The organism is Corynebacterium striatum (assembly GCF_016728105.1).
Taxonomy (GTDB): Bacteria; Actinomycetota; Actinomycetes; order Mycobacteriales; family Mycobacteriaceae; genus Corynebacterium; species Corynebacterium striatum.
The window spans coordinates 2,616,679-2,643,140 of sequence record NZ_CP068158.1 but is presented as its reverse complement, the minus strand read 5'-3'; the positions used below and the strand labels follow the sequence as shown (position 1 = coordinate 2,643,140).

The window sequence follows — 26,462 nt, the reverse complement described above, 5'->3', positions numbered from 1 at the left end:
ACTAGCGATCTCTACCAAGATCTATAAAACCGTGTTCATCTTACATTACTCCGCATCCATGTCCTGCAGCAGAAGCTGCAAATAGAATCGCCAGGGCTTCCCCCATCGGGGAAACACCTGGCGATTCTATTTACTCCGCTTGCGGACTAGGTACGCGGAACCTCGACCTCTTCGTAGGCCTGGATCTGGTCACCCACCTGGATGTCCGGGTAGGACAGGACCATACCGCACTCGTAGCCGGCGTTGATCTCGTTTGCGTCGTCCTTTTCGTGGCGCAGGGACTCGATCTTGGCGTCGGAAGTGATGACGTTGCCATCGCGTACGATGCGGACCTTGCCGTTGCGCTTGACCTTGCCCTCGGTGACCATGCAGCCCGCGATGGTGCCGACGGCGGAGGACTTGAACAGCGCACGGATCTCCGCAGCACCGGTGTCGCGCTCCTCGTAGATTGGCTTAAGCATGCCCTTGAGAGCAGCCTCGACCTCTTCGATGGCGCGGTAGATAACCGTGTAGTAGCGGATATCCACACCCTCGACGTTAGCTTCCTCAGTTGCCTTACCCTCAGCGCGAACGTTGAAGGCGATGATGATGGCGTCGGAAGCCGCTGCCAGGGAGACGTTGGTCTGGGTTACAGCACCGACGCCACGGTCGATGATGTTGAGCTGTACCTCGTCGTCGATCTCGATGTCCAACAACGCATCTTCTAGGGCTTCCACCGAACCGGCGTTGTCACCCTTGAGGATGAGGTTGAGGGTCGAGGTCTCCTTGAGAACTGCATCCAGATCCTCGAGAGAGACGCGCTTGCGAGCCTTTGCCTGCAAAGCGGAACGCTTGCGAGCATCACGCTGTGCAGCAATCTGGCGGGCCACGCGGTCGTCTTCGACCACGAGGAGGTTGTCGCCAGCGCCTGGCACACCGTTGAGGCCCTGGACCTGAACCGGACGGGACGGACCTGCCTCTTCGACGTCGTTGCCGAACTCGTCGAGCATGCGGCGGACACGGCCGTGAGCGTCACCGACGACAATGGAGTCACCAACGCGGAGGGTACCGCGCTGAACGATGACAGTGGCAACTGGACCACGGCCACGATCGAGGTGAGCCTCGATGGCTACGCCCTGTGCGTCCATCTCTGGGTTAGCAGTCAGCTCGAGAGCTGCATCGGCAGTCAGGACAACTGCCTCCAACAGACCATCGATGTTGATGTTCTGCTTTGCAGAGATGTCGACGAACATGGTATCGCCGCCGTACTCCTCCGGAACCAGTCCATACTCGGTGAGCTGGCCACGGATCTTGTCCGGGGATGCCTCCGGCTTATCGATCTTGTTAACAGCAACCACGACTGGGATGTCCGCAGCCTTGGCGTGGTTAATAGCCTCAACGGTCTGCGGCATGACGCCGTCGTCCGCTGCGACAACCAAGATTGCCAAGTCGGTGGACTTTGCACCACGCGCACGCATAGCGGTAAACGCCTCGTGACCCGGGGTATCCAGGAAAGTGATGGTGCGCTCGCCATCTTCCAGTTCAACGGTGGTCTGGTATGCACCGATGCCCTGGGTGATGCCGCCGGCCTCGCCCTCGCGCTCGTTGGTCTTACGGATGGAGTCCAAAAGGCGGGTCTTACCGTGGTCAACGTGACCCATGACGGTAACGACTGGAGGACGCTTCTCAAGAGCCTCTTCGCCGCCCTCGTCCTCACCGAACTGCAGGTCGAAGGACTCGAGCAGCTCACGGTCCTCGTCCTCTGGGGAGACGACCTGAACGTCGTAGTTGATCTCGGCGCCGAGCAGCTGCAGGGTTTCCTCGGAAACGGAGGCGGTAGCGGTGACCATCTCACCGAGGTTAAACAGAGCCTGTACCAATGCTGCTGGATCTGCACCAATCTTCTCAGCGAAGTCAGCCAAAGATGCACCTCGGCGCAGACGTACAGTCTGGCCCTTGCCGTCAGGCAAACGTACGCCGCCTACCTCATGCTTCTGCTGCTCTTCGAACTCATGACGCTTCTGACGCTTGGACTTCTTGCCCCTGCGTGGTGCGCCACCTGGACGGCCGAATGCACCGGCGGTGCCGCCGCGACGACCGCCGCGACCGCCACCACGGAAGCCGCCCGGGCCGCCCTGGCCTGGTCCACCCTGGCCACGCCCACCGCGGCCACGGCCACCGCCGCCACCGTTGGAGGACTTAGATGGCATGGCTGCCGGGTTCGGATGCGAAGGCATCATGGCCGGCGATGGGCGGCGTCCCCCGCCCTGCCCCTGGCCTTGACGCTGGTTGCCTTCACCCTGGCCGGAGCGTCCGCCGCCCTTGCCACCACGGTTATCGCCTGGCTTGCCGCCAGGACGTGGGCCCTTGGAACCGCCCGGACGAGGTCCTGGGCGGTCGCCACCGGCACCGCCAGTGGAGAACGGGTTGTTGGCCACGCGGCGGGAGCCGCCTGGCTTCGGCATCGGACGAGGCATGGAGTTACCCGGAGTCGGGCGCTCGCCGCCCGGCTTCGGTGCTGACTTAGCCTCTGCGTTTGCCTGGGACTTCTGTGGAGCCTTCGGAGCCGGCTTCGATGCGCCCGGCTTCGGACCTGGCTTAGCTGCAGAAGCGGCAGGCTTCTGGGAAGCCTCGGCCTTTGCAGTCGGTGCAGCTTCCTTTGGCGCGGACTTTGCAGCACCGGACTTGGCAGCTGCTGGCTTCGGCGCACCTGGCTTTGGTGCAGACGCCGCTGCGCCTGGCTTTGCGGAGGTCTTAGCTGCAGGCTTTGCGGCCTTGTCAGCCGCTGCCGCCTTGGCAGGCTGATCGCCGGATGGCTTCTCTCCGCCGGACTGCGCCTCATAGTGGGCGCGCATCTTCTTCACCACTGGGGGTTCAATGGTCGAAGATGCGGTTTTAACGAATTCGCCCTGCTCCTTGAGCGTGGCGAGTAGTTCCTTGCTGGTTACACCGAGCTGCTTTGCGAGCTCGTGAACACGTAGCTTTCCGGGCACTTGTCTCCTTGTGATTGTGACTAGGAGCCAAGGCCAGTGTGGCTTGACCCCTAGTTAATGGCTATGGACTTTCATCGCTGATGCTTCATCGTTGTGCGCTCATCAGTGTTCGGTCTTCCTTTAACTCTGCCTCGTGGAAGCGCGGTGCCTCCACGAATGCACCTAGGTTGCGCCAACTTTCGCCTGCGTTTCCAGGTACTCACGTACGTGACCTGTATCCACGTCAGTGGATAACCGAAGCGCGCGTCGAAAGGCTCGGGTGCGCTCCGCCAGCTCTAATGCAGTGAGATCCGGGGTAATCCAAGCTCCCCTTCCGGGAAGCCGGCGAAGTGGATCTGCCACGACACGGCGGCCAGTGGGATCGGCGCTATCAACGACAATCCGCAGTAGCTGCGTGTCAGGAAAGCGGCGGCGCGTAGCGATGCACGTACGGAGCCTTGTGTGTGGTTGTCGAGGTGACATCCAACTCCCTACATAAACGATCGCTTGAAAAACGCCCCAGCTTTTCTGCATGTGGGCCGCTATCTAGCTTACGCGAAAATGCGGCAGATCCTTAATTAGGTCTTTTAGTCCTGTGCAGCGTCCGAGTGGATGTCGATCTTCCAACCGGTCAGGCGCGCGGCCAGGCGTGCGTTCTGGCCTTCTTTACCGATGGCCAAAGACAGCTGATAGTCCGGCACGGTTACGCGTGCGACCTGCGCATCTGGGTCAACAACCTCGACGCGAACCACCTTCGACGGTGCCAAAGAATTGCCAACGTAAACCGCAGGATCTTCGTTGTAGTCAATGATGTCAATCTTCTCGCCACCAAGTTCACGCATGATGTTGTTGACGCGCTCGCCACGTGGACCAATGCAGGCTCCCTTGGCGTTAAGCCCCTTGGCATGGCCGATGACGGACACCTTCGAACGGTGGCCAGCCTCGCGGGCAATAGCAACGAGCTCCACGGCGCCGTCGCCCACCTCAGGGATTTCAAGCTCGAACAGGCCGCGCACCAACTCCGGGTGGGTACGCGACAAAGTTATCTGCACCTGTGCACCGTTGCGGGTCACGCCTACAACGTAAGCCTTGATGCGGTCACCGTGCTCGAGCTTTTCACCTGGTAGCTGCTCAGCTGGCAGCAGGATGGCATCCTGCGAATCCAGCTCGGTACCCAGCTGAACCACAACCACGCCACGCTCGTTGGCGCGCACGTCACGCTGCACGATGCCAGATACAACACGGCCGGTCAGCTCGGAGTAGGACTCGTAGGTTACCTCAGCCTCTGCCTCACGCAGCTTGCGGATGATTGCCTCACGCACGGCCTGGGCGCCGACGCGGCTGAAGTTTTCTGGAGTGTCATCATATTCGCTGATGACCTCGCCGGTCTCCGGATCAGATTCGGTGACGATGACGGTGACCGCACCGGTGTCTGCATCGATATCAACGCGGGACTTGGTTCCCTCGGATTTACCCGCAGCCGACTGCTCGCGGTAATCCAGGTACGAATACAACAAGGCACCCGCGATTGCTTCAAGCAGATCCTTTACTTGGATGCCACGCTCAGACTCAATCGTACGGAGTGCCTCTAGATCAATATTCACTTTTCATCCTCTCGGGTTGCCGAGTTCTGCTCGGCGTATTCAAACGTCTGTTGCGCTGCCTCCTGCTCAGCAGCAGAAGGTTTAGCAAACTCAATTTCTACCACCGCGCGGGCAATATTTTCCAATCGCTCGATGCGAAAGTACACGTCCTTCTTCACCGTTGTGATGAGCGCTACGGAAGAAGCGTCGTCGGAAAGTGCGCCAATGCGCGCCACTTCGCTCTTGCCTGGGGTCAGCTCGAAAGCGACCAGACGCCCGCGGTTGCGGCGCCAATGACGGGGCGCGGTCAGTGGCAGATCGACGCCAGGCGTGGAGACCTCCAGGGTGTATCCGGCACCGAAGTTCAGTTCACCGGACTCCTCCTTGGCGTCGAAGAATTCAGAAATCTGGTTGGAGACGTCCTCCAAAACGTCCGAGCTTGGGCGTTGGTCGCCGTCGATTCGGATAATAACCTGGGACTTCTTACCAGCCTTGGTGGTCTTTACGTCCTCCACATCGAGTCCGCGGGGCTCCAGCAGTGGCTGGAGTAGTTCAGTAAGTTGTGCTGCATCTGGAAAAGCCATGCGTTCTAGCCTAACTGCTGCGCCCAGCTGTTGCGTGTAAGGTCTTTTGAGTGAATCGCCGCGCCTTGACCCCCATCGCAACCCTCACCGCACTTGCAGCACTCGTGCCCGCGTTGAGCGGGTGCCAGGCCGTGGACTCCGTCGTGGATTACTTTGGCCCTCGGCCCGACGAGACTCTAGTAGCCCTCGCCCGCAGCGCGGACAATGATGCCCAGAATCTTGCCGATGTCGACGCCAATGCTTCATCCCTGCGCGCTGACCAGGCCGACGCACTTTATGCGGAGGTGAAGCGTCTGTGCGGCCTCAATAACGAAGGTAACGCTCCCCGCTCGTGCACGGTAGAGCGCACGACTGACGCGCCGCTTTCCGACGTCGATGTGGCTAAAACCCTCAACGCAGCTGCGCATCGCACCCGTGACGCGTTGAGCGAAGTCAGCTCTGAGTCCCGCGCGTTAGTGACCAACCAGGCCATTGTTTTGGATGCCTGGGACGGCGCCGAGTTGCCCGCGATCCCGGAGCTCGAGGCAGCAGATCTGGAAAGCGCTACCAGCTTGTTGAACTGGGAGTACGAGCAAGTCTTCGGCCTCGACTTCGCGCGCAGCTATGCATCACCGGAGATGGAAGCAGACATCGACAACCGTTTGTCGCTGCACGAAAAGCGCATTGAGGCCCTGCAAGGCGCAATCGGGGAAGTCGCTAAGGTTCCGCAACCGGCGGTGGCTTATCAACCGACGGCAGTTGCTGGCGTCGCTCTTCCCACCGACGCTTCTTCGGCCCAGAGCTACGTGGACAAATTGGGGTGGAATGACACTCTGAAGTGGGAGGATGCCGCTTCGAAGGCCGCCGCCCCCACCGCCGAAGGCGAGGAGCGCGTGGCATGGCGCAACTGGCTCATCGCCGTCGCCGCTCAATCACGCGGTCTCTAGAGCATCCAAGCACCCTGTCAGCGCGCTATCTTTTAACCCCGTACATTGGGTAGCTCGTAAAGTGGCGTAAGTGAATTCTCAAAAGATGCGCCACTTTCGGTGGCTAGCGCTCGTCCTCGTCATCCTCGCTATCGGGGCTATCGGCCTGGGCGGCCTCGACCAACCTGAGTCCTCGACTGCCTCGCTGCCCAAGGACATGGACTCCACCACGGTGGCCCAGCTACAGGAGGAGATCTCCAAGCAGGAATCCGAGGGCGAGTCAGCGCAAGCTGCCATCGTCTTTTTTGATTCGGATAAGCCACTCGATGTCAATGCCCTGCGTGGTGTGGCAAAGGAACTCGGCGGCCCGCTCATCCCGAGCGAGGATGGGCAGTCTGCCATCGTCCCGGTTCAGGTAGAGGCGGGTACGCCTACCGAGAATGCTGACAAGGTCACGCAGCTACGCGAGGACGCCGCTGCTGATCTTCCAGAGGGCGTGACCTCCCAGGTCACCGGCCCTGCTGCAATCAAGGCGGACCTCGCGGGTGTCTTCCAAGGCGCCAACTTTATGCTTCTGGCAGTAACCGCGGGCATTGTGGCGGTGCTCCTCATTGTTACGTACCGCTCCCCTGTTCTGTGGCTGCTTCCGCTGCTTGTCATCGGTGTCGCTGACCGTGTGGCCGCGACTGTCTACACTTACGTTCTCGACGCATTCGGCGTGACGTGGAACGAGTCCACCTCGGGCATCTTGTCCGTGCTTGTTTTCGGCGCGGGCACCAACTACGCACTACTGCTTATCTCCCGCTATCGCGACGAACTGACCTCTACCTCGGACCGCTACGCGGCCATGGCGCGCGCATGGGTACCGACGCTGAAAACCGTTTCGGCCTCGGCAGGAACCGTGGTGCTGGGCGTTCTCTGCCTCTTGCTTTCCCTCATCCCAACCACGCAGGGGCTCGGTGCGGCCGCTGCGGTGGGCGTCTTCGTGGCTTGGTTGTTCGCTATGTTCGCGCTGCCTGGCGTTCTGGTTGCTTTTGGCCGCTGGATCTTCTGGCCACGCCGTCCGCGGCAAGGCGATACTCCGGATCACAAGCTGTGGGACAAGATTGGCGGACTCGCGGCCAAGGCTCCGAAGCGTATTGCTGCGGTGTCGCTGCTCATCCTGGCTATCTGCTCCATCGGTTACTTTCAGACCTCGACGGGTCTTACGCAGTCGGACCAGTTCATCGATACCCCTGAATCCATCAGCGCAGGCGAGGCCCTCGAGGAGGCCTTCCCTGATCAGTCCTCTACCCCGCCGCTCGTAGCAACCCAGGATCCGGCTGGCACCACCAGGGACATCGAGGCAATGGGTGCTAGTGCGCAGGAACAAGGCAGCGCTGAGGGATGGAGCCTCCTGCAGGTCTCCGGCGCGGACTTCCTACAGCTGCGTGAGAAGTTCGGCGACCACCAAGGTGAGCGCGCCGATGGCGCCGTGCTCGTAGGCGGTGCCGATGCGCAGCTGGTTGATGAGGAATCAGCCGCGGAGCGGGACCGCAAGATTATCTTCCCGCTGGTCTTGGCCCTCATCTTTGGCGCTCTCGTGATCATGCTGCGTTCTTTCCTGGCACCGGTCATCATGGTCGCTTCCGTGTTGCTGACCAACGTGGCGGCCATCGGCCTGGGGTGGTGGCTCTCCCACTACCTGCTGGGCTTCGACCGCTTCGCGTCCAACACCCCGTTGTTCGCTTTCGTGTTCTTGGTTGCATTGGGCATCGACTACACCATCTTCCTCATCACCCGCGCCCGGGAGGACGCCGGTGAGATTGGCACCCGCCGCGGCATCTTGACGGCGCTTTCAGCAACAGGTGGCGTGATTACCTCTGCCGGTATCTTGCTGGCGGCAGTGTTCGCTGCACTCGGCGTGCTGCCGCTGGTGGTTCTGGCCCAGCTGGGCATCACCGTGTTCATCGGCGTGCTTCTGGACACCCTCATCGTCCGCACTGTCTTGGTCCCATCGGTGGTGCAGATCCTCGGCGAGAAGTTCTGGTGGCCTGCGCACCCATTCGCAGAAAAGCACGATGCGGATTAGCTCCCCCCTCCTTGGAATCCCCTGCACGCGGCCAGCAAAACCTCAGGGGATTCTACGGTGCATTTCATTGCATGTGCACCACCGCAGCTTTTACCTTGGACGGTCATGAACTCACCGGAGATACCGCGTGTAGATCGTGTAGATACCGCGTGGATATTCCGGGTGTTCGGCTTGAGACCTTTAGAAGACACAAAGAGAAGGAGCACTTTCTCAATGCGTTCCAAGAAGAAGTTTGCAACCCTATCCGCTGCCGCCGCAATGGGCGTCGCAGCACTGGCTACCCCGGCAGCCAACGCCGCACCGGTCTCCGCGTGGGACCAGGTGGCAGCGTGCGAGTCCGGCGGCAACTGGCAGGTTAACACTGGTAACGGCTACTACGGCGGCCTCCAGTTCAGCGCCCAAACCTGGTCAGGATTCGGCGGACAGCAGTACGCACCGACCGCAGACCAAGCCACCAAGGAGCAGCAGATCGCTGTTGCTGAACAGGTGCTTGCCGCCCAGGGCGCTGGCGCTTGGCCCAACTGCGGTGGCCCAGTCGGCGGCTACTAAAGCCACACCCATACGTGCCATAAGGCCCTGCCCTCTAGCAGGCTTCACGAAAGCAGCTAGAGCGCAGGGCCTTAGTGTGTTCCCAGCAACCCACCGCTTTGTATCCCAGCAACGTACTTCTGTATGCAAATAGGCCCCCTAAAACACGGCAAACAGCTGCCCTATTTACACAGAGCGGTACTCGCCCTCTAACGGCTCGCCTCAACCCCGCGCACCGCACCCAGAAGCAGCACCCCACAAACCGCCCCCACTCGGAAACGCCCCGCGAACCCGCGCAGCCGGTGAGGCCCCAGCTGCCAGGTACCTATATACGCAAATAAGGCCGCCAAATCACAAGATTGGAAGCCTTATTTACATGCAGCGGTACCTGCGCCTTACCAGCACGCGCTAACAGCGCACCCTAACAGCACGCGCTAACAGCGCACCCTAACAGAACGACTCAACCGCGCACGAGCTCGAGGAGCTTGTCTACGATCTCATCGGCTGGGACCTCAAGGGTCTCGCCGCCGCGGATGCGCAGCTCAATGATTCCGTCCGCGAAGGAACGGCCGAGAATGGCGATGAACGGCATACCGAGGAGCTCAGCATCCTTGAACTTCACGCCTGGGGAAACCTTGGGGCGGTCGTCGAAAAGCACCTCAATGCCCGCAGCATCCAGATCCTCCACCAGCTTCTGACCTGCCTCAAGTGCAGCGGCGTCCTTGTTCGCAACGGCGACGTGTACCTGGAACGGCGCGACGTCGACAGGCCAGCGCAGGCCCTTCTCATCCGCCTGCTGCTCAGCCAGAACAGCCATCATGCGGGAAACACCAATGCCGTAGGAGCCCATGGTCGGAACGGCGCGCTTGCCGTTCTCGTCCAGAATCTGGACGTCGAAAGCCTTGGTGTACTTGCGGCCCAGCTGGAAGATGTGGCCGAGCTCAATGCCGCGCTCCAGGGTCAAGGTACCCATGCCACCTGGTGCTGGATCGCCTTCCTTGATCTCAGCTGCCTCAATGAACTCGTCGACCTCAAAGTCGCGGCCAGCCACGCAGTTCACCACGTGGTGGTTCTTCTCATCCGCACCGGTGATCCAGGAGGAGCCCTTCACCACGCGCGGATCCGCATAAACCTTGACGCCATTGGCGTTGAGAGCACGCGGGCCTACGTAACCGCGGACCAGGAATGGGTTTGCCTTGAAGTCCTCATCCGTAGCCAGCTCAAACTCGGCAGGCTCCAGGGAAGCTTCCAAACGCTTCTCATCAAGCGCACGGTCACCCGGGATGAGAACTGCAGCCAGCTCCCACCCCTTCTCGGTCTCGCCGTCGTTGACCGTAGGGTGAGCAACCTTGATGACCATGCACTTCAGGGTGTCCGCACCGGTCACAGCGCGGCCATTAACCTGAATGCCCTCGGAGTTCGCCCACTCCACCAGGGTGTCAATGGTCTCAGAATCCGGGGTCTCGTAAACCTTAGCCTCAGCAAGGCCCTCCAGCGGGGTCTCCTCCGGAGCTGGGGTCACCACTGCCTCAACGTTGGCCGCATAATCGCCCTCGGTGGCGCGCACGAAGGTGTCCTCGCCTGCCGGGGAAACAGCCAGGAACTCTTCGGAAGCAGAGCCGCCCATGGCACCAGACGTTGCCTTACAGATGGCGTAGTCAATCTCCAGACGGTTAAAGATGTTCTGGTAAGCCTTTCGGTGGCGCATGTAGGACTCGTCCAAGCCCTCGTCCGTCATGTCAAAGGAGTAAGAATCCTTCATCACGAACTCGCGGCCGCGCAGGATGCCCGCACGCGGGCGCTCCTCGTCGCGGTACTTGGTCTGGATTTGGTACAGGGTAACTGGGAAGTCCTTGTAGGAGGAGTACATGTCCTTCACGGCACCCGCGAACATCTCCTCGTGGGTTGGGCCGAGGAGCATGTCAGCGCCCTTGCGGTCCTTAAGGCGGAAGAGGTTGTCGCCGTACTCGGTCCAGCGATCCGTCAGCTCGTAAGGCTCGCGCGGCAGAAGTGCCGGGAAGAGCATCTCCTGGCCGCCAATGGCGTTCATCTCCTCGCGCACGATGTTTTCAATCTTGGTCAGGGTGCGCAGACCCAGCGGCAGCCAGGTGTACACGCCCGGCGCGGCGCGGCGCACGTATCCTGCACGAACGAGAAGCTTGTGGCTGAGGACTTCGGCATCTGCCGGATCTTCGCGCAGAGTACGAAGGAAGAGATTTGAAAGGCGAGTAATCATGCTTAGCACTCTACATCGCTAGTATTTACCTATGCTCATTCTCCTCCCACCTTCTGAAACAAAGGCCCATGGCGGCACCGGCGCCCCACTGAATTGGGACGAGCTTTCTTTCCCCGCGCTCAATCCTGTCCGCCAGGACATAGCCGCGGACCTGGCACAACTCGACGTCGACAAGGCGCTCGAGGTGCTCGGTATCTCTGAGAAGTTGCGGCCGGAAGCAGAATCCAACACCGAGCTTTTCGCCTCTCCCACGATGCCCGCGATTGAGCGTTTTACGGGCGTGCTTTACGACGCGCTCGATGCCGCCACGTTGCCGCCTGCCGCACGCGCTCGGCTCGCCATTGGCGACGCATTATTTGGCATTACCCGCGCCAGCGACATGATTCCGCATTACCGCCTCTCCGGAGGAACGAAGCTGCCGACCAAGGACGGCGAAACGCCGACGTTGAAATCGCGCTGGGGGAAGGCCATCACGGAGCAACTCGCTGAGGTTGCGCAATCAGGTGAGCTCGTCGTGGACATGCGCTCGGGCACTTACCAACAGCTGGGCAAGTTTAAACAGGCGGTCACCATTCGCGTGGAGTCGGTCCAGGAGGATGGCTCGCGCAAGGTCGTCTCGCACTTCAATAAGCATTACAAGGGCCAGCTGGCACGAATCTTGGCGCTCTCCCCCGCTGATGCCTACGCCGTTGACGACGTCGCAGCAATCGCCTCGGCGGCAGGCCTCACGGTCGAGGGCCCGCAGCCGGGCAAGCTCGAACTCACTCTCGTGGTCTAGCTTTTGACAAGCGGTCTAGCTTTGGCGAGATGAGAGATAGCGCAGGCTGTTGCGCTCCAGCCGGCACTCGGTGGCAATCGCGATGCCCGAAGCCAGCTTCCCGCGCTCGCGCAAGCTGTACATTGAGTCAACGATGCGGTCGCGCAGGTCCCACGGAGAAATGGTGTTGATGTAGACCTTGGTACCGCCCTCGAAACCGGCGAGCGTCGACACGCGCAGCTTAATCATGACGCGCCACGGTTGCGCCACATCAACCGAAGGCGCCTTGTGGTGCCATTCCTCATTGCACGCAACATCTGGGCCCACGGCCGCGTGTGCGGCGTGCATGAGGTCTGACATTCCGCGGATCTCACCCGGGGTTTGCTCCCAGGGGGCGCAGTGCCTCGACTTGGAGAAGAGCTCCAGCGTGGGATAGCGGTGACCAAAGCCTGCGAAGAGCACCGCGTAGTCATTCTCAGCGATAACCAGGTTGTGCTGTGCGGCGTACCCCACGGCCCAATCGTTGTACATATTGGGATGCGAGCGCAGGATGTCATTTTCCCGCATGGCAGACATACTGAGGTCATCGATGGCGACGAGCTGCTTGTGCAGGTGCTCGAAGGACGCTCCGGCGGGTGCCAGCCAGTTCTGAAAGGCCACTACGTAATCGGCATAGCGGTTACGGGCGTAGAGATCCCGCATGGAGTCCGCGGTAAAGGAAGTCAGCAAGAAGTGCTCGTCTGGGCTCAGCGTGCCTGAGGACGCCAGCTGCGAGTCATCCGTAGCGCCGTCGACAAAGTGGCGGGAGCCAATGATGACGTCGTGCCCACCGCCGAAGAAGCAGCCGGCCTGCGCGAGCAGTTCCTCCTCCCTCACCTCAGCGTCCTTGCCCGCGGCTTTCAGCTTGGTGCGTACGGTCTTGAGAACGTGTTCGCGGCCTGCGGGGTCGGCGATATAGGCGTGCATTCGCTCGGCCGACTCGTCATCCATCTTGTACTGGTAGTTCGCGGTCCAGTAGTCATAGGAGACGATCTCGAAGAGATTGGGCACTCGACGAAACGCAGGCTCAGTATGGTCCAGGTCCGCTGCGCCCACGCCACGGAGCACCTCGCCGGAGCCTAGGATGCGTGACTTTTCAGGCGGGGTATCAAGTTTGCGGTCGGAGCAAAACGCACACGTGGAGGTATGCGCCCCTACTGCTAGGGGCTCGGGACTCTCCGGGGCGTGGGAGAACGGACGGTTTCCCCTGCCGGGTACGGTCCACACTTCAGTGCCGGAAAAAGGGTTGACCTGTTTGACGGTTCCGTCAGCCATCACTTGGATCGGTTCGATGCGGCTAAAGAGTGCTTCGCTCATGCCTTTTAGGATAGCCCCAGACCCGTATGCTGGTGGCCATGCGTCACGAGTACTTCGAAGTAGATGTCTTTGCCACCACTGCCTTTTCTGGCAATCCGCTAGCCGTCATTGCCGGTGCTGATGAGCTCAGCAGCGAACAGATGCAGCACATAGCCAACTGGACCAACTTCTCTGAAACGACCTTTCTGCTGCGCCCCACAACCCCCGATGCGGACTACCGCGTCAGGATTTTCACGCCGCACGAGGAGTTTCCTTTTGCTGGGCACCCAACGCTTGGCACAGCCTGCGTCTTCGCTGAGCTCACTGGCAAGGAAGGCGACTTGGTCCAAGAGTGCGGTGTTGGTTTAGTGCGTATCAAGCAAGAGGATCGCGTCTTCTCCTTCGCCACGCCGGAGCTCCAGCGCTCGGGTGCGCTCGGCGAATCAGAACTCGCGGAGACAGCAGATGCACTGGGGGTGAGCAGCGACGACATCGTTGATGCCGCATGGGTGGACAACGGCCCGGGATGGCGCCTCGTGCAGCTCGCCGATGCGGACACCGTGCGCGCGTTGCGTCCCTCTTACTCCCGCGATATCAAAGTCGGCGTGGTGGGCCTTGCGGCCAATCCCACCGAAGGCCAGCCCCTTTACGAAGTTCGTGCCTTCACCCGTAAATTTGAGGACCCAGTCACCGGTTCTTTCAACGGCGGTGCCGCGCAATTCATGCGTGAGCGCGAGCTCGTTCCTGCTCGCTACACCGCGCGCCAGGGCAGCCAGTTAGGACGCGATGGCCTGGTGCACATTGCTGACGACGGCGCGAACATCTGGGTGGGCGGATCCATCCACATTCGAGTGCGCGGCGAACTGGAGTCATAGGAGTGAAGATTCCTTTCGAGCTTTCCCATACTTTCGCTCGCAGCCTGCCGGGGATGGTCCGCCCAAGCCGCGGCGAGGAACAGCCCCAGCCGCAGGTAGTCATCGTGAACGAGGCATTGGCCGCCGAGCTTGGGCTGGACGTCGACTGGCTGCGTTCCCCAGCGGGCATTGAGTTCTTGCTGGGCCGCAGCACCGATGAGCAACCCCACGCCATGGCATATGCGGGCTACCAATTCGGGCAGTTCAACCCCACGATGGGGGACGGCCGCGCGCTGTTGCTCGGCGAGATAGAAAACGAATCTGGCCGCTGGGACCTCCATACCAAGGGCACTGGCCCCACCCCGTACTCGCGCCTTGGTTCTGATGGACGCGGCACCTTACGCTCGATGCTGCGCGAATACCTCTTTTCGGAAGCCATGCATGCGCTGGGAATTCCTACGACGCGCTCTCTGGCGGTTATTTCTACCGGCCGCAAGATCCAGCGCCAGATGGTGGAGGAAGCAGGCGTTTTAGTGCGCGTGGCTGCCAGCCACATTCGTATCGGTTCATTCCACTACGCTGCGCAAACCGGCCAGCTGGAGGACCTTGCCAACTACACCATCGCGCGGCATTATCCCGGCAGCGACTACAAAGAGCTGTACTCGCGTGCGATGGACGCACAAATCGCTACCGTTGCCGCGTGGCAGCACGTGGGCTTTATTCACGGCGTGATGAACACCGACAACACCACGCTTTCGGGCCAGACCATCGATTACGGGCCGTGTGCCTTCATGGAGTCCTACGACCCTGACACGTGGTTTAGCTCGATCGATGCGCAGGGACGCTACCGCTTTCGCAATCAGCCAGAAATTCTCGGGTGGAACTTCGCCCGGCTGGCGGAGAGCATGCTGCCGCTTTTCGACGCCTCCCCCGACGCCGCTATCGCCTATGCCCAAGAAACCATCAATGGCTTCTACAAGCGCTTCGAGGACCAACGCAAGCGTGACTTCCAGCAGCGCTTTGGCTTCGAAGAGGGTGGCGAGTACTTCGCGGCGCTGGCGCAATCGGGTGCTGACTTCACTCTTGCTAATCAGGGCCTGGCCAAGGCTTTGCATGGTGAGCCTGATGCGCTGGACCACCTGCTTCGTGATTGCACAGATGCGCCCGACACTTCTTTCCTCAAGGACTACCGCAAACGCGTCTCAGGCGCCGCGGCGGCTGCGGTGCCTCCGCTGCCGCGCGTCATTCCGCGTCCACACAATGTTGAGGCGGCCCTGCTGGACTTGGATTTGTTCCAAGAGTTCCTCCACGCAGTCACGCATCCAAGGCAGCCGAACGAAAAATTTGAAACTCCCGGTGATACCGAGGGCTACCTGACTTATTGCGGCACTTAAGGCAGCTGGGGCGGAACGCCGCGCACCCCACCAATTACGTTTGTAATGTGGTGGGGTGCGCTTGTGAAGCAGCCGGAATGGCTTACTTTTGGTCGAGCTTCAGGGTCTTCTGGGTGTAGTCCCACATCTCGTTGTAGAGCTTCTTGTCCTTGGACAGCTTGATGCCGTAGGAAGGAATCATTTCCTGGATCTTGTCGCCCCACTGAATCATGTGCTCACCGAAGCAACGCTCCAGCAACTCGACCATGACGGCCGGGGTGATGGAAGCGCCTGGGGAAGCACCGAGCAGACCGGCGATGTTACCCTCTGGGTTGTTGATCAGGGTGGTGCCGAACTCGAGGGAGCCGAAGTGCGGTGCAGCTGCTGGCTTGATGACCTGAACGCGCTGGCCAGCAATGACGGTCTCCCAGTCTGCTGGGTCTGCGGAAGGAACGTATTCCTTCAGGGTCTCGACGCGCTTGTCGAAGTCCTTGAGGACCTCAGAAACCAGGTACTTGGTCAAACCAAACTCTTGAGCTGCAACGCCCAAGTAGGAAGGAATGTTGTCCAAGCGAATGGACTTGAAGAGGTCGAGGTAAGAACCCTTCTTCAAGAACTTCGGGGACCAACCACCGTATGGGCCGAAGAGCAGGCCCTGTTCACCGTCGATAACGCGGGTATCAAGGTGCGGAACCGACATTGGAGGAGCGCCCACAGCAGCCTTGCCGTAAACCTTGGCGTGATGCTGCTTAACCAGCTCAGGGTTCTTAGCGCGCAACCACAGACCGGAAACCGGGAAGCCTGCGAAACCAGAAACCTCGCGAACGCCAGCCTTACGCAGAAGGTCAAGAGCGTATCCACCAGCACCGACGAAGACGAACTTCGCGCGGACAACGGTGTAGTCACCGGTGTGCAGGTTCTTGGAGTAGACCTTCCAGGTAGAGCCATCGCGCTTAATGTCGACGACCTCATGACCGTAGCGGATCTCGGTGCCGGCGGCTTTAGCAGCGGTGAAGAACTGCTTCGTCAGGGCGCCGAAGTTTACGTCAGTACCTGCTTCAGTCCAGGAGATAGCAACCTTCTGGGAGTTAAAGTCGCGGCCCTTGGACATCAGTGGCAGCATTTCCTGGAAGGTAGCGTCATCGTCAGAGAACTGCATGTTCGGGAACATGTGGTTGTCCTTCAAAGCATCAAAACGACGCTTGAGGTAATCAACCTGGATGGATCCCTGAGCGAAGGAAACGTGCGGAACCGGGTTAATGAAAGCCTTTGGGTCGGTCAGGATGCCGTTGTTGAGCTGGTGTGCCCAGAACTGGCGGGAAACCTGGAACTTCTCGTTAATGCCCAGCGCCTTGGAAACGTCGATGCGACCGTTCTTCTCTGGAGTGTAGTTGAGCTCGCACAGAGCAGAGTGGCCGGTACCAGCGTTGTTCCATGGGGAGGAGGACTCAAGTGCAGGTCCGTCGAGACGCTCGAAAACCATCTGGGTCCAGCTTGGCTCCAGCTCACGGAGCATGGCACCCAGGGTGGCGCTCATGATACCTGCGCCAACGAGGGCTACATCTACCTCATCTACAACTTGTGCTGTCTTCTTGTCGGAGGACACCTTGCTATTACCTCTTCAGATTGAAAATTATCACTCGCTCGAACAGCCCAGAGCCGTCGAACGCAGTCTTCTAGCGTTGCACGTTTTCGCCTACCTTTTACGCTCCGCTGTCTTAAACATGCTGGCTTAAACACAAGCACAGCATCTCTGGCAACGGCACATAACAAGGGACGCGTCACGCATTACCTACCCACCTTACGCCTTTAGCATCAAAATGGGGATTCCGTATGCGGGAAAAAGTCCGGTTTTCACACGCGGCTGCCCCCTACGCATCTTGTCTCCTTCGGTGAAAATCTCCCCAGCCACATCACTACGCCACCGCAACACCGGATTTGCGTTGTATGCCTAAACTGGTCGGTATGACTGAGTCAACCTTGCAATGGACTGATGACATCCTGGGCCCAGGATTTATGGCCGCGGATCTGCCCTTGGGCGCGGATCCTGACGGCGAAGGCGACGTCCACGCCACATTGATCCGTTACAACCCAGATAACGAGGATCTCAGCGACCGTGTCGCAATGATTTGGGTGCACGGCATGACCGACTACTTCTTCCATAAACACGTAGCGGAGCATTTTCACAACAAAGGCTATGCATTTTATGGACTAGATTTGCGTAAGTGCGGACGCTCTCACGAACCCCACCAAAAGTGGCACTACATCTCCGACATGCACTTCTACGAGAAGGACCTCAATGCCGCTCTCGATGCCCTGCCGCAGCAAAAGGTCATCATGGTTGCGCATTCAACAGCAGGCATAATCGTGCCGCTGTGGCTCGATGCCTTGCGTCGCACCGACCCCGCTCGACACGAACGAATCGCAGCGCTAGTACTCAACAGCCCATGGCTGGACATGATGGGCATTCCACCCCTCGCCTTCAAGGCCGCGAAGCCTTTGTTCTATTTCTTCGGCAAGGTCACCCCACATATTGCGCTCCACGGCGGCAATCTCACCGCCTTTGGCGATTCGATCCATGCCAGCCGCTACGGCGAATGGGACTACGACCTTGAAAAGAAGCCGTTGGGCGGTCATAAGAAATACATCGGCTGGGCACGCGCAGTATTCAAGGGATTCGACATTATTCATTCTGGCCGTGTTGATGTCGGCGTACCGATCCTCACACTCACCTCAACAAAGTCGATGTTCTCAGCTCCATATTCGGAAGAGCTCAATTACGCCGATGCGGTCATTGACGTCAAACAATCACAAAAATGGGCCAAAGAGCTTGGCTCTCATTACACCCTTCGCCCGCTTAAAGGAGCTCGTCATGATGTTTTCCTATCTCGCGAGCCGATCCGGAACGAAGCATTTCGAGTAGTCGACGAATGGCTACCCACGGTGCTCTAAAACTATCCCGCCCACCACAACACCTAATCCAACCCCCTATAAATAAGGAGAACTATGTCTACGACAACGCCGCAGAACGCACAAGCAGAACATTTCGATCTGATCATCATCGGAACTGGTTCAGGAAACTCGATTCCATCCGAGGATTTCGAGAACAAAAAGATAGCCATCGTTGAGGAAGGCACCTTTGGCGGAACGTGTCTTAACGTAGGCTGTATCCCCACTAAGATGTACGTCTACGCAGCAGACCTTGCATACGCCGCCAAGGAAGGTCAGCGCCTCGGAATTGACGCCCAGGTAAACAACGTCGACTGGCAGTCCATCATCGAGCGAGTCTTTGTCAATCGCATCGACAAGATCGCGGAGGGCGGCGAGGCTTATCGCCGTGGCGACGAGACCCCCAACATTACGGTGTTCGACAAGCACGCAACTTTCGTTGGCCCGAAGACCATTGCGGTTGGGGATGACGTCATCACGGGCGATCAAATCGTCATCGCCGCGGGTTCCCGCCCCACCATTCCTGAGGTATATGCAGAATCCGGTGTTAAGTACTACACCAATGAAGACATCATGCGGATGCCTAAGCAGCCAAAGAGCCTCATTATCGTGGGCGGCGGTTACATTGCGATGGAGTTTGCGCACGTGTTTGACGGACTGGGCACCAAGGTTACGGTGGTCAACCGCTCGGAGAAGCTGCTTCGTCATTTGGATGAGGACATCGTTTCTCGGTTCAACGAGATTGCACGCGAACGCTTCGACGTGCGTATCGCGAACGGTACACAGCTGACCCAAAACGACAGTGGCGTGTCCTTGTCTCTCGACGACGGATCTACCGTAGAGGCTGAAGCTATCCTCGTGGCGACTGGCCGCAAACCAAATGCAGACCTCCTAGGCTTGGACTCGGCAGGCATTGAGCTGCGCGAAGACGGACGTATCAAGGTCGACGAGTACGGCCGTACTTCGGTCGCGGGCGTTTGGGCGCTTGGCGACGTCTCCTCCCCCTACATGCTCAAGCATGTGGCCAACGCCGAAACCCGTGCAGTGCAGCACAATCTCCTACATCCTGAGGATCTGCAGAAGATGCCACATGATTTCGTTCCAGCCGCAGTCTTCACCCATCCGCAAATCGCCTCTGTAGGTCTCACTGAAGCAGACGCACGCGAGCAAGGCTTCGACGTTACTGTCAAGGTCCAAAACTACGGCGACGTTGCATACGGTTGGGCTATGGAAGACTCCACGGGGATTTGTAAGCTGGTGGCCGACAGGAAAACTGGACGCCTCCTAGGAGCCCATTACATGGGCCCGCAGGCTTCGACGCTCATCCAGCAGCTCATCACAGCAATGGTATACGGCCTTGACATGCGCGATTTCACGCGTAAGCAGTACTGGATTCACCCCGCGCTCCCTGAAGTGACTGAAAATGCTCTCTTGGGACTGGACTGGTAAAGCAAACATTGACCGCGGCCAAATCCACATTCGTCTTGCCAGGAAACTTTCCGGTTAATAGTTTCACTACTTGAGAGATGGTTTATCCCCGACCAACTGCAATTGACGTAGCATTCGGCCGTACCGCTGTGGCTTCTGCTGAGTCCTCTTTCTCCGGTTCCTCCCCTAGTTCTCGGTAGAAGTTTCTAGAGCTTTTTCATATTGATGGCAGTAAGCCCATCGACCAATGCCACAATGAGTAATAGGGCGCTCCTCCTTACACAGAGGCGCGCCCTATTCTTTTGCTTAGGCCTGTCGCCTTAGGCTTCGTCCGGCAAAGTTAGGATCTCGGCACCATCGTTAGTTATCACAAGGGTGTGCTCGAACTGAGCCGTGAACTTGCCATCAACGTTCTGAACGGTCCAATCGTTGTCCCAGATCTCGTAGTCCAACGAGCCCAGGTTGATCATCGGCTCAATGGTCAAGGTCATTCCTGGTTCTAGGATGTCACGGTAGGTCGTGGAATCGTAGTGCAAGACAACCAAGCCGTTGTGGAAGGTGGGGCCAACACCATGGCCGGTGAAGTCGCGCACAACGTTGTAGCCGAAGCGGTTGGCGTAAGACTCAATAACACGGCCGATGACATTAACCTCACGGCCTGGCTTTGCCGCCTTAATGCCGCGCATCATTGCCTCGTGGGTACGCTCAACCAGCAGCTTGTGCTCCTCAGAGACATTCCCGGCCAGGAAGGTCGCATTAGTATCGCCGTGTACACCATTCTTGAACGCAGTGACGTCGATGTTGACGATGTCTCCGTCCTCAATCACGGTGGTGTCCGGAATACCGTGGCAGATGATTTCATTCAAAGAAATACAGCAGGACTTCGGAAAACCCATGTAGCCCAGCGTGGATGGGTATGCACCATGGTCCAGCATGTACTCGTGCGCGATGCGGTCAATCTCATCTGTGGTCACGCCGGGTGCCACAGCCTTACCGGCCTCCTGCAGCGCGTTAGCCGCAATCTTGGATGCCTCGCGCATGGCCTCAATGACCTCAGGGGTCTGGACAAAAGGCTCACCCATTGCTTCCTGGACGGAGTCCTTCCACACGTACTCCGGGCGCTCGATAGAGTCCGGAACGGTGCGGATTGGGGTGGGCTTTTGGGGGGTTAGTTTTGCGCGATTACTCATGGTTGACCATGGTAGTCCCCTCCCCCACGTGGCCGCTAACCAGACCTCTCAGTTGTGAGCTAGCCTTCTTGTCCTGTAGGCGCAGCGGGATGTCCCTGTGCTCGATAGCTATCGAGCTTCTGCAAGAAGCTATCTGTCACTTGCACTGAGGTCTCAGAGCCTCCGCCCAATACCACCAGAGTTGCGAAGGCGATGTCGTCGTCACGGTAGCCGGTAAACCATGCGTGCGAACCACCATTGATCTCCGCCTCACCGGTCTTGCCGTAAACCGTGCCGCCAGCCTGCATTCCGGCTGCGGTACCGCCCGTAACAACTGCGCGCATCATCTCTCGAACATTGTCGAGGACATGCGGGGAAGGCGGCTGCACCTCTTCTGAGGCCTTCGTCTTATGCGTTGAGATCAGTGTAGGAAGCGGGGTCTTACCCGCAGCGACAGTAGCCGAAACCAGCGCCATTCCAAAGGGGCTGACAAGGTCGGTGCCCTGTCCATAGCCGGACTCAGTACGGTCCAACGGAGTCTTGCCCTCCGGGATGGAGCCTGTAATGGTGGTCAAACCAGGGATTTCGTAGTCGAGCCCAAGCCCAAACTCCTTGCCCGTATTCTTCAGCTCGCCTTCCTTCAGATTCGTAGAAACTTCAGCGAAGGTCGTGTTACACGACTGCGCGAACGCCTGACGCATCGGCACCGATCCCAGCGAAAAGCCATTGTAGTTGGTTACGGTTCGGCCGTAAAGGTTCATCGTGCCTGGGCACGGAACAATAGTGTCAGCAGTCGCACCCTGTTTGTCCACAGCCGCCGAAGCCGTGATGATCTTGAATACCGAGCCCGGCGGGAACTGGCCCTGCAACGCGATATCACCCTTCTCATCGGCGCGCTCGGTCTGCGCAACCGCCAAAATCTCTCCGTTAGAGGGGCGAATGGCAACCAGCATCGCCTCCGAGTCGGCGCGCAGGTTTACAGCCTCCTGCGCCGCGCGCTGAACGTTGTAATCCAAGCTAACGCGGATCGAAGGGGATGCCTCCGGCTCGTGGAGCTCGACGTCGCTAAGCGCCGCACCATTTTCGTTAACCACGGACACAGACCATCCGGACTTGCCATCAATCTCATCTGACACCAGGGACCGCACACGCGCCAAAATGTCGGGCGCCAAACCAGTCTCCCGTGTAATCAACGCTGGCTCTTCGTTGAAGCGAACCCCTTGCGGCTCACCAAGGCGGGCACGCACTGCTTCTACCTGCTTTTCATTGAGCAGCACCACGGAGTAGTCGCCTTCAACTTTCTCCAGCTCTTTCGCCAACTCGCCGGCTTCTTTCTCCGGCACTGAGTCATCCTGGGTATGTGCTTCGCCCAGAGCGCTGGATATCTTGGCAGCTAATGGACGCACGTCTCCCACCTCAGTGGTATTGACCACCAAGCGATACTGCAAGCCGGGCGACATCAACTCCACTCCATCGGAGGACACCACGCTCGCACGTTTTGCCGCAATCGCGCGCAGCTCCAAGTGCTGGTGGGCTCCGAGGTTCGGATGCACCAAGCTCGGCTGCCAACGTACCTGCCAGTCTTTGTCCTTTTTGGTCAAGGTCATCTCAGTGTCGTAACTGAGCGTGCGGTCCTTCGGAAGGTCCCACGTCACCTTGTACTTCGCGGTGGCATGCGTCTCGTCCTGTGTTACCTCACCCAGCTCGATGTCGAGTCCTTCGGCCTGCAGACCAGAGAAGGTAGCGTCGAGGGTCGATGTGGTGGCATCGGGGTCATCGACAAGTTCAGCCAATGCCTCGTTGTTGCGGGACTCCATCTCTGAAATGAATTCTTCCGCAACCGGCTCCGCCGAGACGGGCTTGGGCGTGCACGCCACAAGCGACGACGCCCCTACCGAAGCCGCACACAGCAGCGCCACCATCTTCTTCATGGTTGGGCATCGTAGCAGCCTAGAGACACAAAAAGTCCGCCCCACACCGGAGTGCAGGGCGGACAAAGCTGTGAATTTATGGCAGCGATACTAGCGAGTCACGCGAACCTCAGCCTTGGCGCCTTCGACGGCTTCCAGGCCCTGCTCGTCGGCGATACGCATTGCTTCCTCGATAAGAGTCTCCACGATCTGCGACTCGGGCACGGTCTTGACCACTTCGCCTTTAACGAAGATCTGGCCCTTACCATTACCGGATGCAACACCGAGGTCGGCGTCGCGAGCCTCGCCTGGGCCGTTAACAACGCAGCCCATGACGGCGACACGGAGCGGGAACTCCATGCCCTCGAGGCCTGCGGTTACTTCCTCGGCGAGCTTGTACACGTCGACCTGTGCGCGGCCACAGGACGGGCAGGAGACGATCTCCAGCTTGCGCGGACGCAAGTTGAGAGACTGCAGGATCTGGTCACCGACCTTGATTTCCTCAACCGGATCAGCGGAGAGGGAAACACGGATGGTGTCACCGATGCCCTCGGCCAGAAGTGCGCCGAAGGCAACGGAGGACTTGATGGTGCCCATGAATTTAGGGCCAGCCTCGGTCACACCGAGGTGCAGCGGGTAGTCAGTCTTTGCAGCCAGTTGGCGGTAAGCCTCAACCATCAGGACTGGGTCAGAGTGCTTTACGGAGATGGCAATGTCGCCGAAGCCGTGCTCCTCGAAGAGTCCAGCCTCCCAGATAGCGGACTCAACGAGAGCTTCAGGGGTGGCCTTGCCATACTTCTCCAGCAGTCGCTTATCCAAGGAGCCGCCGTTGACACCGATACGGATCGGGATGCCAGCGTCGCCGGCTGCCTTAGCAACCTCCTTGACGCGGCCGTCGAACTCCTTGATGTTGCCTGGGTTCACGCGGACAGCGGCGCAGCCAGCGTCGATAGCCTGGAAGATGTACTTCGGCTGGAAGTGGATATCAGCGATAACCGGGATCGGAGACTTCTTGGCGATGGCCGGAAGTGCCTCGGCATCGACAGGCTTTGGGCAAGCGACACGAACGATGTCGCAGCCGGTGGCCGTCAGCTGTGCAATCTGCTGCAGGGTGGCGTTAATGTCGTGGGTCTTGGTGGTGGTCATCGACTGCACCGAAATCGGGTGTTCGGAACCTACACCGACTGGGCCCACGAAAAGCTGACGGGTTTTGCGACGCGGAGCCAAGGTTGGTGGTGGGCCGTCCGGGATACCGAGACCGATGGGGTTCGACATGTGCGCTCCTTGTTAAAGCATGGAATTAGATGGGGGCTTAACGTCCCCACTCTAGCACCGAGCGTCAAAATTCCCCTGCCCTGGCTCCTAGCCGAAGAGGCGAATCGGGTTGACCACGTCGGCCACGATGATGAGCGCACCAACAGTCATCAAGAGGGCCGCGATGACATAAGTTACCGGCATTAGCGCAGTGTAATCGGCCGGTCCCTTAGGCTCCTTGCCCAAAAGCCTGCGGATACCATCTCGGATTTTCTCGTAGAAAATCACCGCAATGTGACCGCCATCAAAAGGAGGCAGCGGGATGAGGTTGAACAAAGCGAGGAAGAAATTCAGCGTCGCCAGCATCATGAAGAAGGTCGACCACAAACTACGCGCGACGAGCTCACCGCCCACGCGGGAAGCGCCGACCACAGACATCGGACCATTGACGTCACGCTCGTGGCCAAAGATGGACGCCACCACCCCAGGAATTTTCGCTGGGAATTGAATGATGCCGCCAACAGTGGCGTCCAGAACGTACGTGGTGTAGCGCGCTGTTGCGGGGAAAGCGCCGATGAAGTCGTGCTTCTCGACGATATCGATGACTTGGTTGCTCAGGCCGATGGATCCAGCGTCGACAAGCTTGCCCTCACCGTTGAGGCGCTTGACCTTGTCGAGTGTGACGTCGAAGTTCTGCACAGCACCATCGCGCTCGACGCGCAACTGGACCGTCTCCCCTGGCCGCGCCATGACTTCCTCGCGCAGCTGGGTGAAGTTCTCCAGTGGCTTGCCATCGATCGCGAGAACAATGTCACCCACTTCCACGCCCGCTTCACCAGCTGGCCCCTTACCTTGGCACTTCTCGAGCTCACCCTGCAGGTTCTGGTCAGCGGAGCACACAACTTCGCCCACGCGCGGGCGCACGTCAGCGTCTGGGTTAGGAAGGCCGGTAGTCATGGCAATGAGCAGCAAGATGATAAAGCCCAGAAGAAGGTTCACGGCGATGCCGCCGACCATCACGATGACGCGCTGCCACGCAGGCTTCTTATACATCGCATAAGGCTCTTCTTCCTCGGTGAGGAAATCATCCTGAGCAGTCATTCCAGCGATGTCGCAGAATCCACCCACGGGAAACGCGGCCAGACCATACTCGGTGTGACCGCGGGTAAACGCCGCAATCTTAGGGCCAAAACCAATGTAGAAACGGCGCACGCGCATGCCAAAAGCACGGGCACTAAACATGTGTCCCGCCTCGTGTAAGGCAACGGTAATGCCGATTCCTAGGGCGAACAGGAAAATGCCCAGGATATTTGCCATGGTGGTGAAAGCTTTCTATTGAGCCAAAGAATCCACCAGCACATTTGCGCGCCGGCGGGCCTCGCCTTCGACGGCGATTACTTCATCGACGCTTGAGGGTACACGAGCAAACTGGGAGGCTTCCCCTAACACCTGCCCAACCACATCAACGATTTCTGGGAAATGAATGCGGCCAGACAAGAAGGCTGCGGCAGCCTCCTCATTGGCGGCGTTGTACACGGCTGGGTGCGTGCCGCCGGAAGCTGCGGCCTCACGGGCGAGCTGGACGGCGGGGAAGGCGACGTCGTCAAGCGGCTCAAAGCGCCAGTCATGAGCCTGGGAGAAGTCCAGTGATGGCTGCGCACCGGGGACGCGATGTGGCCAATCCAGCGCCAACGAAATCGGCAGCTTCATCGAGGGCGGCGATGCCTGCGCAATCGTGCAACCATCGGTGAAGGTGGCCATCGAGTGAACGATGGACTGCGGATGTACTGTGACGTCGATGCGCTCGGGCTCGATATCGAAGAGCAGCGTCGCCTCGATGAGTTCTAGGCCCTTATTAATGAGGGTGGCGGAGTTAAGCGTGTTCATCTGCCCCATAGACCAGGTGGGGTGCTGCGCGGCCTGCTGCGGAGTAACGTCCCACATCTCTTCGCGGGACCAGCCACGGAAAGGACCGCCGGATGCGGTGAGGACGAGCTTGCCGAGCTCTACGTCCTCACCCGCGCGCAGGCATTGCGCCATGGCGGAGTGCTCGGAATCGACGGGGATAATCTGCCCCGGCTTAGCCAGCTGAGTCACGATGTGACCGCCCGCGACGAGGGATTCCTTATTCGCTAATGCGAGGTACTCCCCCTTTTCTAGCGTCGCAATCGTGGAGCGCAAGCCCATCGAGCCAACTAGTGCATTGAGCACCTTGTCTGCTTCGATGGAGCGCACAAGCTGTTCTGCGGCATCTGCACCGGAGCGAACCTGTCCGCCAAGGGCTTCCGAGACCTGGTGCGCGGCCTGCTCATTCGCCACGGCAACGTGGTCAAACGAAAGGTTGAGGCGCTGCGCTTGCTCGATGACCAGCTGCGGATTAGAACCGCCGGCAGCAATGCCTACGACGGTAAATTTATCCGGGTTATCGGCGATAACTTCCAGTGCCTGGGTGCCGATGGAGCCCGTGGATCCGAGAATAAGAATGCGCTGTGTACTCACCTCTCCAACCCTAGCGGGTGGGTCAGTAATTGCGTGAACGAAATTGCCGGGGGTGTTTCTTCGCTAACGCGGCGAG

General features: G+C 59.2%; 20 protein-coding genes. 8 read left to right on the top strand and 12 right to left on the bottom strand.

Annotation, left to right across the window (positions count from 1 at the left end; translation table 11 throughout):
• Positions 1 to 146 precede the first annotated feature (146 nt).
• From infB to rimP, 4 genes are all read right to left on the bottom strand, one after another.
• Positions 147 to 2,972, bottom strand: coding sequence for a translation initiation factor IF-2 (gene infB, locus I6I72_RS12320; protein WP_201807079.1), 2,826 nt, complete (start codon positions 2,970 to 2,972; stop codon positions 147 to 149).
• Positions 2,973 to 3,134: 162 nt separating this feature from the next.
• Positions 3,135 to 3,434, bottom strand: a complete 300-nt coding sequence (locus tag I6I72_RS12315) for a YlxR family protein (protein WP_080972394.1) — start codon at positions 3,432 to 3,434, stop codon at positions 3,135 to 3,137.
• A 104-nt stretch (positions 3,435 to 3,538) separates the two neighbouring features.
• Complete coding sequence (nusA, locus tag I6I72_RS12310) at positions 3,539 to 4,555, bottom strand: transcription termination factor NusA (RefSeq protein ID WP_005528959.1); 1,017 nt, start codon at positions 4,553 to 4,555, stop codon at positions 3,539 to 3,541.
• Positions 4,552 to 5,118, bottom strand: coding sequence for a ribosome maturation factor RimP (gene rimP, locus I6I72_RS12305; protein WP_049063469.1), 567 nt, complete (start codon positions 5,116 to 5,118; stop codon positions 4,552 to 4,554). Before rimP ends, nusA begins: the two co-directional genes overlap by 4 nt.
• Before the next feature lie 50 nt (positions 5,119 to 5,168).
• Between rimP and I6I72_RS12300 the strand changes: the two genes are divergently transcribed.
• The 3 genes from I6I72_RS12300 to I6I72_RS12290 all read left to right on the top strand — a co-directional run bounded on the left by I6I72_RS12300 (position 5,169) and on the right by I6I72_RS12290 (position 8,643).
• Positions 5,169 to 6,044: a hypothetical protein gene (locus I6I72_RS12300; protein ID WP_049158772.1), complete on the top strand. Its 876-nt coding sequence runs from the start codon at positions 5,169 to 5,171 to the stop codon at positions 6,042 to 6,044.
• Positions 6,045 to 6,114: 70 nt separating this feature from the next.
• The gene (locus I6I72_RS12295) at positions 6,115 to 8,094 is read left to right on the top strand and encodes an MMPL family transporter (RefSeq protein WP_005528953.1); all 1,980 of its coding nucleotides are present in this window, start codon (positions 6,115 to 6,117) and stop codon (positions 8,092 to 8,094) included.
• Positions 8,095 to 8,307: 213 nt separating this feature from the next.
• Complete coding sequence (locus tag I6I72_RS12290; RefSeq protein ID WP_201807076.1) at positions 8,308 to 8,643, top strand: transglycosylase family protein; 336 nt, start codon at positions 8,308 to 8,310, stop codon at positions 8,641 to 8,643.
• Between the two features lie 439 nt (positions 8,644 to 9,082).
• Here I6I72_RS12290 and I6I72_RS12285 read toward each other — a convergent pair whose 3' ends face one another.
• The gene (locus I6I72_RS12285) at positions 9,083 to 10,858 is read right to left on the bottom strand and encodes a proline--tRNA ligase (protein ID WP_046645296.1); all 1,776 of its coding nucleotides are present in this window, start codon (positions 10,856 to 10,858) and stop codon (positions 9,083 to 9,085) included.
• Between the two features lie 31 nt (positions 10,859 to 10,889).
• Here I6I72_RS12285 and yaaA point away from each other — a divergent pair, with 31 nt between their 5' ends.
• Positions 10,890 to 11,636: a peroxide stress protein YaaA gene (gene yaaA / locus I6I72_RS12280; protein WP_005528947.1), complete on the top strand. Its 747-nt coding sequence runs from the start codon at positions 10,890 to 10,892 to the stop codon at positions 11,634 to 11,636.
• 15 nt (positions 11,637 to 11,651) lie between these two features.
• On the opposite strand, the gene I6I72_RS12275 is transcribed toward yaaA, so the two are convergent.
• Entirely contained in the window at positions 11,652 to 12,971 is a 1,320-nt protein-coding gene (locus I6I72_RS12275; RefSeq protein WP_193391037.1) for a DUF4921 family protein, read from the bottom strand.
• A gap of 38 nt (positions 12,972 to 13,009) precedes the next feature.
• Between I6I72_RS12275 and I6I72_RS12270 the strand changes: the two genes are divergently transcribed.
• Together I6I72_RS12270 and I6I72_RS12265 are read left to right on the top strand one after the other, a co-directional pair.
• The gene (locus I6I72_RS12270; protein WP_201807074.1) at positions 13,010 to 13,825 is read left to right on the top strand and encodes a PhzF family phenazine biosynthesis protein; all 816 of its coding nucleotides are present in this window, start codon (positions 13,010 to 13,012) and stop codon (positions 13,823 to 13,825) included.
• Positions 13,826 to 13,878: 53 nt separating this feature from the next.
• Positions 13,879 to 15,198 carry a protein adenylyltransferase SelO family protein gene (locus tag I6I72_RS12265; RefSeq protein ID WP_201807072.1) on the top strand — a complete coding sequence of 440 codons (1,320 nt, stop codon included), beginning with the start codon at positions 13,879 to 13,881 and terminating at the stop codon, positions 15,196 to 15,198.
• Between the two features lie 82 nt (positions 15,199 to 15,280).
• On the opposite strand, the gene mqo is transcribed toward I6I72_RS12265, so the two are convergent.
• Positions 15,281 to 16,783: a malate dehydrogenase (quinone) gene (gene mqo, locus I6I72_RS12260; RefSeq protein ID WP_049145698.1), complete on the bottom strand. Its 1,503-nt coding sequence runs from the start codon at positions 16,781 to 16,783 to the stop codon at positions 15,281 to 15,283.
• A gap of 359 nt (positions 16,784 to 17,142) precedes the next feature.
• Here mqo and I6I72_RS12255 point away from each other — a divergent pair, with 359 nt between their 5' ends.
• Both I6I72_RS12255 and mtr read left to right on the top strand, forming a co-directional pair.
• On the top strand, positions 17,143 to 18,129 hold the full coding sequence (locus I6I72_RS12255; protein ID WP_236592634.1) for an alpha/beta hydrolase: 987 nt from the start codon (positions 17,143 to 17,145) through the stop codon (positions 18,127 to 18,129).
• A gap of 54 nt (positions 18,130 to 18,183) precedes the next feature.
• Positions 18,184 to 19,575, top strand: coding sequence for a mycothione reductase (gene mtr / locus I6I72_RS12250; RefSeq protein WP_201807068.1), 1,392 nt, complete (start codon positions 18,184 to 18,186; stop codon positions 19,573 to 19,575).
• A 299-nt stretch (positions 19,576 to 19,874) separates the two neighbouring features.
• Here mtr and map read toward each other — a convergent pair whose 3' ends face one another.
• The 5 genes from map to dxr all read right to left on the bottom strand — a co-directional run bounded on the left by map (position 19,875) and on the right by dxr (position 26,386).
• Positions 19,875 to 20,744, bottom strand: a complete 870-nt coding sequence (gene map / locus I6I72_RS12245) for a type I methionyl aminopeptidase (RefSeq protein ID WP_005528933.1) — start codon at positions 20,742 to 20,744, stop codon at positions 19,875 to 19,877.
• Positions 20,745 to 20,803: 59 nt separating this feature from the next.
• A complete protein-coding gene (locus tag I6I72_RS12240; protein ID WP_201807066.1) occupies positions 20,804 to 22,654 on the bottom strand; it encodes a penicillin-binding transpeptidase domain-containing protein in 1,851 nt (616 codons plus the stop codon).
• A 90-nt stretch (positions 22,655 to 22,744) separates the two neighbouring features.
• Positions 22,745 to 23,908: a flavodoxin-dependent (E)-4-hydroxy-3-methylbut-2-enyl-diphosphate synthase gene (gene ispG, locus I6I72_RS12235; RefSeq protein ID WP_034656826.1), complete on the bottom strand. Its 1,164-nt coding sequence runs from the start codon at positions 23,906 to 23,908 to the stop codon at positions 22,745 to 22,747.
• An 87-nt stretch (positions 23,909 to 23,995) separates the two neighbouring features.
• The gene (locus I6I72_RS12230) at positions 23,996 to 25,204 is read right to left on the bottom strand and encodes a M50 family metallopeptidase (protein ID WP_201807063.1); all 1,209 of its coding nucleotides are present in this window, start codon (positions 25,202 to 25,204) and stop codon (positions 23,996 to 23,998) included.
• A gap of 15 nt (positions 25,205 to 25,219) precedes the next feature.
• Positions 25,220 to 26,386, bottom strand: coding sequence for a 1-deoxy-D-xylulose-5-phosphate reductoisomerase (gene dxr, locus I6I72_RS12225; protein ID WP_201807059.1), 1,167 nt, complete (start codon positions 26,384 to 26,386; stop codon positions 25,220 to 25,222).
• Between the last annotated feature and the right edge of the window lie 76 nt (positions 26,387 to 26,462).

Bases quoted from the DNA above. Each gene is read 5' to 3' on its own strand.
- I6I72_RS12285 (WP_046645296.1), bottom strand. From the start codon at position 10,858: ATGATTACTCGCCTTTCAAATCTCTTCCTTCGTACTCTGCGCGAAGAT.
- ispG (WP_034656826.1), bottom strand. From the start codon at position 23,908: ATGTCGAACCCCATCGGTCTCGGTATCCCGGACGGCCCACCACCAACC.
- I6I72_RS12275 (WP_193391037.1), bottom strand. From the start codon at position 12,971: ATGAGCGAAGCACTCTTTAGCCGCATCGAACCGATCCAAGTGATGGCT.
- mtr (WP_201807068.1), top strand. From the start codon at position 18,184: ATGTCTACGACAACGCCGCAGAACGCACAAGCAGAACATTTCGATCTG.
- I6I72_RS12255 (WP_236592634.1), top strand. From the start codon at position 17,143: ATGACTGAGTCAACCTTGCAATGGACTGATGACATCCTGGGCCCAGGA.
- map (WP_005528933.1), bottom strand. From the start codon at position 20,744: ATGAGTAATCGCGCAAAACTAACCCCCCAAAAGCCCACCCCAATCCGC.
- I6I72_RS12230 (WP_201807063.1), bottom strand. From the start codon at position 25,204: ATGGCAAATATCCTGGGCATTTTCCTGTTCGCCCTAGGAATCGGCATT.
- I6I72_RS12290 (WP_201807076.1), top strand. From the start codon at position 8,308: ATGCGTTCCAAGAAGAAGTTTGCAACCCTATCCGCTGCCGCCGCAATG.
- I6I72_RS12315 (WP_080972394.1), bottom strand. From the start codon at position 3,434: ATGTCACCTCGACAACCACACACAAGGCTCCGTACGTGCATCGCTACG.
- I6I72_RS12240 (WP_201807066.1), bottom strand. From the start codon at position 22,654: ATGAAGAAGATGGTGGCGCTGCTGTGTGCGGCTTCGGTAGGGGCGTCG.
- yaaA (WP_005528947.1), top strand. From the start codon at position 10,890: ATGCTCATTCTCCTCCCACCTTCTGAAACAAAGGCCCATGGCGGCACC.
- I6I72_RS12270 (WP_201807074.1), top strand. From the start codon at position 13,010: ATGCGTCACGAGTACTTCGAAGTAGATGTCTTTGCCACCACTGCCTTT.
- I6I72_RS12265 (WP_201807072.1), top strand. From the start codon at position 13,879: ATGGTCCGCCCAAGCCGCGGCGAGGAACAGCCCCAGCCGCAGGTAGTC.
- rimP (WP_049063469.1), bottom strand. From the start codon at position 5,118: ATGGCTTTTCCAGATGCAGCACAACTTACTGAACTACTCCAGCCACTG.